The 4,597-nt window shown below is 57.1% G+C and carries 5 protein-coding genes and 1 pseudogene; 2 read left to right on the top strand and 4 right to left on the bottom strand.

Annotation, left to right across the window (positions count from 1 at the left end):
• From ACFDSS_RS13545 to ACFDSS_RS13555, 3 genes are all read right to left on the bottom strand, one after another.
• A partial coding sequence (locus tag ACFDSS_RS13545) for a DEAD/DEAH box helicase (protein WP_375256257.1) occupies positions 1-1,064 on the bottom strand: 1,064 nt, incomplete at its 3' end.
• Between the two features lie 141 nt (positions 1,065-1,205).
• Positions 1,206-1,934, bottom strand: a complete 729-nt coding sequence (locus tag ACFDSS_RS13550; RefSeq protein WP_375256258.1) for a hypothetical protein — start codon at positions 1,932-1,934, stop codon at positions 1,206-1,208.
• 35 nt (positions 1,935-1,969) lie between these two features.
• The gene (locus tag ACFDSS_RS13555) at positions 1,970-2,425 is read right to left on the bottom strand and encodes a hypothetical protein (protein WP_375256259.1); all 456 of its coding nucleotides are present in this window, start codon (positions 2,423-2,425) and stop codon (positions 1,970-1,972) included.
• 48 nt (positions 2,426-2,473) lie between these two features.
• Here ACFDSS_RS13555 and ACFDSS_RS13560 point away from each other — a divergent pair, with 48 nt between their 5' ends.
• On the top strand, positions 2,474-2,599 hold the full coding sequence (locus tag ACFDSS_RS13560; protein WP_375256260.1) for a hypothetical protein: 126 nt from the start codon (positions 2,474-2,476) through the stop codon (positions 2,597-2,599).
• An 11-nt stretch (positions 2,600-2,610) separates the two neighbouring features.
• Here the strand turns inward: ACFDSS_RS13560 and ACFDSS_RS13565 are convergent, their stop codons facing one another.
• Positions 2,611-4,206 (bottom strand): peptide chain release factor 3, encoded by a 1,596-nt coding sequence (locus ACFDSS_RS13565; protein ID WP_375256261.1) that lies wholly within the window; start codon positions 4,204-4,206, stop codon positions 2,611-2,613.
• Positions 4,207-4,296: 90 nt separating this feature from the next.
• Between ACFDSS_RS13565 and ACFDSS_RS13570 the strand changes: the two are divergent.
• Positions 4,297-4,597, top strand: a pseudogene (locus ACFDSS_RS13570) (hypothetical protein); the annotation flags it as partial.

A 4,597-nucleotide genomic window follows, 5' to 3' on the forward strand; every position in this document is an offset into this window, starting at 1 on the left:
ATCATAATCGCCGTGCCGGAACGGCCCGCGCGGCCAGTGCGGCCAATGCGGTGCACATAGTCTTCGGCGTGGGATGGCACATCGAAGTTAAAGACGTGGGTCACAGCGGGAATATCCAAACCACGGGCTGCCACGTCAGAGGCCACAAGAATGCGCAGTTCGTTGTCGCGGAACTTATCGAGTGTCTTGGTCCGGTGTGATTGATCCAGATCGCCATGAATAGGGGCAGCGTTATATCCGTATTTATTCAATGACTTAGAAACGATATCGACGTCAGATTTCCGGTTGCAGAAAATGATCGCGTTGGTGCAAGCGTCGCCTTCGGCGTCGATCAATTTGCGCAGCAAAGCACGCTTTTCCGAAGGCTCTTTTGGTTTGGCAGAGCCTTTGAACATCACAACACCTTGCTTGATGTTCGTATTTGTTGTGGCCGCACGCGCCACTTCGATTTTGGCGGGATTCGACAGGAAAGTGTTGGTGATCCGCTCAATCTCCGGCGCCATTGTTGCGCTAAAGAACAGGGTCTGACGGGTGAACGGTGTGCGTTTGAAGATCTCTTCGATATCGGGGATGAACCCCATATCCAGCATCCGGTCGGCTTCATCCACAACCATGATCTTTACGTCAGTCAGGATCAACTTGCCGCGCTCAAGGTGGTCAAGAAGACGACCGGGGGTCGCGATCAACACATCCACGCCCTTGTCGATGATCTTGTCTTGATCCTTGAAGCTGGTGCCACCGATCAGCAGTGCGCGGGTCAGCTTTGTGTGTTTTGCGTAAGTATCGAAGTTTTCAGCAACCTGTGCTGCCAATTCGCGGGTCGGGGCCAGAACGAGGCTGCGTGGCATCCGCGCGCGCGCGCGACCACGGCCTAAAAGCGTAATCATCGGCAGGGTGAAAGCTGCGGTTTTTCCGGTCCCGGTTTGTGCAATGCCCAGAACATCGCGGCCTTCCAATGCGGGGGCGATTGCGCCTGCCTGAATGGGGGTGGGGGTGTCGTAGCCGGTTTCGGCGACGGCCTTGAGAACCTTGGGGGCAAGGTTCAAATCAGAGAACTTGGTCATATACGTCCTTTGGCTGCAGATCGGTCTGCAAAAATGAAAGGACGCCATTGCTCCGCGTCCCGCGTCTGACGGCCAGTTTTGACCGTGAGAGGGGACTTAGCGGATATGCTGCACTGCGTCAATGCGAGGCGCGCGCCCGCGTTATTTTGTTGCCGTTTCACGCATTTTTGCCATGCGCCGAAAGACCGTGCCGTCGTCGGTGTTCAACCGTTCAAGAAGGTGCTGAACCAGCGGGTCGATTGCGGGTGCCTGGTTTGCATCTTTCCAAAGCGGGGCGAGCAGGTTGGCTTCCAGATCGCCATTCAACACAGAAAAATCCTTCATCCCCATTGGCAGCGTTGCCTTGTTGCGATCTTTGATGCGGAATGGCTTTTGCGGCGGCAGGCCGGAAAAACAGCGTTCCGCCTCATATATTTTCATAAGCGAAAACAACATGTTCATGCGCGCGGCGAGGTTGCGTTCCGCCTCCGTTTGCCCATGATCGGCAAAGGTAATCACGGCTGAAATCAGCCATCGGGTTGGCAGGTTTTCCAGCAGCCAGTCTTGCTCCTCATCCCAAAGCCGCAGGAACAAATCGGGTGCTGTTTCCGGGTACGTGTGCTTGCGCAGATGAGAGATCAAAAGCCCATGCAGCAGCGCCAATTCGCAATGCCCGGCGAGTTCTCCGAGCAGCATGTGACGCTTCTTTTGGACGCGCGAAAGGCCCTCTGGCCGTGGTAGTTCTTGCGGTGGCAAGGGGACGCCTTTGAAATCGGTGAAGTCGCAATCAAGTGCTGGCAAGTCTTCGCCCGTCAAAAGCGCCCGCCGCTTTTTGTAGCGCGGGACAAGGGCGGAAATACCGCCGGGGAAGCTTTGTTTTTTATTGGTCACTTGGGCAGTCTGTCCGGTTCCTTTGGCAGGAGTATTCAGTGCGGATGCGTCGATAGCAAGTGTGCTGACGCGTGCAGGTGGGGCCGGAAACCAGCGCGCAAGATGTCGATCATTGGTTTGGGGGTCAGGACTGTGACGGTCTCGTGTTTTGGCCGCGTGACGGCAGCCGCATAGCCTGTTCGCAAATAGCGGTGAAATGTCGATGGGCCGACTAAATATACGCCATCGTCGCGCAAAATCATCGCCCCTTCGGGCAGGTCGGCAAGGTTTGCCTTGTGCCGGATTTGGGTGCGGCTGCGCGCATCGATCCGCGCTTGGTGGAGCCCTTTATCCATGTCAGGCGCTTTGGCACGCCTGCCTGCGTGATCTGCCCAAGCCGCAGTGAAACGCGCATAATCCGCACGCCTGCAATAGCCACAAGGCCGGTGCCCGGCGGCCAATGCGACCGCCTCATCAAGGAAAAACAATTCTGTCCAGTTACGCCCTGTCATCAATGGCCGTTTGCGCCCTTGCCAATCCAGCACACAGCAAATCCACGCATGATGCGACCACCGGGCGGTGCCCAGCGTTTTGTCGGGGCGGTGGATGATGCCGCGATTGCCCGTGAATTCACCACGGGCGGGATCGCTGATAATCTCGCCCGTCGGTTGGACACGGTTTTGTAAGGGCATCGCCCCTAGACCATCATTTCTTTGGTCGCGGTCAGGGTCACATCCGGGTAATCGCGGCCAACGCGGTCAATGTCCCATTGCAGCCGGGTCAAGTAAACAGTGTCGCCGTCATTGTCCGTTGCGATATGCTGTTTGTTGGCGTTCACGAATTTATCGACGGCGGTCTGTTCACCTGCCACCCAACGGGCAGAGGTGAATTGCGAGGCTTCGAAACGCACCGGAAGTCCGTATTCCATCTCGATCCGGGATGCCAGAACCTCGAACTGCAAGGCCCCCACGACGCCTACGATAAAGCCAGACCCGAAAGTCGGCTTGAAGACCTTGGCGGCCCCTTCTTCGGCAAACTGCATCAGCGCCTTTTCAAGGTGCTTGGCTTTCATCGGGTCGCCCGGGCGGCAGGTCTGCAAAAGCTCTGGCGCAAAAGACGGAATGCCAGAGACGCGGATTGCTTCGCCCTCGGTCAAAGTATCCCCGATCCGCAATTGTCCGTGGTTGGGAATGCCGATGATATCGCCCGCCCACGCTTCTTCCGCCAATTCGCGGTCAGCAGCCAGAAACAGCACCGGATTGGTCACGGCCATCTGCTTTTTAGACCGCACATGGGTCAGCTTCATGCCCCGTTCAAAATGCCCGGAGGCAAGACGCAAAAACGCCACGCGGTCGCGGTGTTTGGGGTCCATATTCGCCTGCACTTTGAAAACAAAACCCGTCACCTGCTTTTCCTCGGGCGCGATGTTGCGCGGCTGGGCGGTCTGGACCTGCGGTTCAGGGCCATAGGTCGCCAGACCATCCATCAATTCCTTCACCCCAAACGAATTCATCGCGGAGCCGAACCAGATCGGCGTCATGGAGCCATTTAACAGCGCCTCAGGGTCAAGCTCTGGTAAAAGCGCTTTCGCCATCTCGATCTCTTCAAGGAATTTTGCGAGCAGATGCGCAGGCACATGTAGGGCCAGTTTCGGATCTTCCAGCCCGCTGATCTGGATGCTTTCCGCGACCTTGTTGCGGTCCGCACGGTCCATCAATTCCAGCTTGTCGCGCAGAATATCATAGCAGCCGATGAATTCGCGCCCGACCCCGATAGGCCAAGACGCAGGGGTGACGTCGATCGCGAGGTTTTCCTGGATTTCATCAATTATTTCGAAAGTATCGCGACTTTCGCGGTCCATTTTGTTGCAAAAGGTCAAGATTGGCAGATCGCGCAGACGGCACACTTCGAACAGTTTCTGGGTCTGGCTCTCCACACCTTTGGCCCCGTCGATGACCATGACCGCTGCGTCTACTGCTGTCAGCGTCCGATACGTGTCCTCGGAAAAGTCCGAGTGGCCGGGGGTGTCGACGAGGTTGAAACGGTACTTTTCAAAGTCGAATGACATCGCTGAGGCCGAAACGGAGATCCCACGGTCCTTTTCCATCTGCATGAAATCAGAGCGCGTGCGCCGCGCTTCGCCCTTTGCGCGTACCTGACCGGCCATCTGAATGGCGCCACCATAAAGCAGGAACTTTTCAGTCAACGTCGTCTTGCCCGCATCCGGGTGCGAGATGATCGCGAAAGTCCGGCGGCGGGCGATTTCGGGGGGGAGTGCGGGGCGATTTGTCATGCGCACCGCTTTATGCGCTCGGGCGCGAAAGGGCAATCGCGACGGTCCGGCTTAACGAATGATTTGCGAAGTCTTGATACGGCCTTGCGGGTGCAACGCGTTTTCATCAAATTTGTCGCATTAACCTTACTCAGCGTAGGGCTTTTGGCCTGCGGCGGCGGCGGGTCTGGTGGTGGATCAGGTGGCGGTGGCACTGCCGCTGATCCCAGAATAGATCGGCTTGATGCATATGCCGCGCAAAGTCTGCGCGTTTTTGGGGATGCGTCAACGGGTACGCCGGGCATGCCGATGACCGCCTCTGATGCTATGCCGACGTCTGGGTCTGCAATGTTCGAAGGATATGCCACAATCCGAATTGAACGCCCCGGCGACCCGCTGGCGCTATTTGGTG

Origin of the sequence: Yoonia sp., from assembly GCF_042093035.1 — a bacterium.
Classification (GTDB): domain Bacteria; phylum Pseudomonadota; class Alphaproteobacteria; order Rhodobacterales; family Rhodobacteraceae; genus Yoonia.

Coding starts and splice junctions, on each gene's coding strand:
- ACFDSS_RS13565 (WP_375256261.1), bottom strand. CDS start 4,206: ATGACAAATCGCCCCGCACTCCCCCCCGAAATCGCCCGCCGCCGGACT.
- ACFDSS_RS13560 (WP_375256260.1), top strand. CDS start 2,474: ATGATGCGACCACCGGGCGGTGCCCAGCGTTTTGTCGGGGCGGTGGAT.
- ACFDSS_RS13555 (WP_375256259.1), bottom strand. CDS start 2,425: ATGACAGGGCGTAACTGGACAGAATTGTTTTTCCTTGATGAGGCGGTC.